The sequence below is a fragment of the Nocardioides oceani genome (genome assembly GCF_030412965.1).
Lineage (GTDB): Bacteria > Actinomycetota > Actinomycetes > Propionibacteriales > Nocardioidaceae > Nocardioides > Nocardioides oceani.
This window is the reverse complement of sequence record NZ_JAUHJQ010000085.1, coordinates 1-320: the sequence shown is the minus strand read 5'-3', so window position 1 is coordinate 320 and position 320 is coordinate 1. Positions and strand designations below refer to the sequence as shown.

The 320-nt window shown below is 47.2% G+C and carries 1 other RNA gene; it reads right to left on the bottom strand.

The window, feature by feature from the left end:
- Nucleotides 1-320: a transfer-messenger RNA gene (ssrA, locus tag QWY28_RS23385) on the bottom strand; the annotation flags it as partial.

Sequence of the window (320 nt, the reverse complement as noted above, 5' to 3'; positions counted from 1 at the left end):
CCCACGTCCAAAAATATCGGCACTTAAGCTTCTACGAGTGTAGTCGATATATTAGCATTTCGCGAACTCTTCGGCCTATCGACAGGCTTCCAAGTTGCTAGTCTGGTTATTCTCTTCCTTTGTCCTCAGACGGCGAACTCCGGCGTAGTCCACTTAGTTTGAGTCCCTTACCCTACCACATGGACGATGGAGGGAGGAACCTTTAGTGCAATTAAGCAGCTAAAGAAAGATTGTTTTGTTTGCCAATTATAGGCTTTGACGTTTTAACGAGGCCGATCCCCTCGACTCGCAACCTAAGCTCGAACTATCCCTGTCGAAAC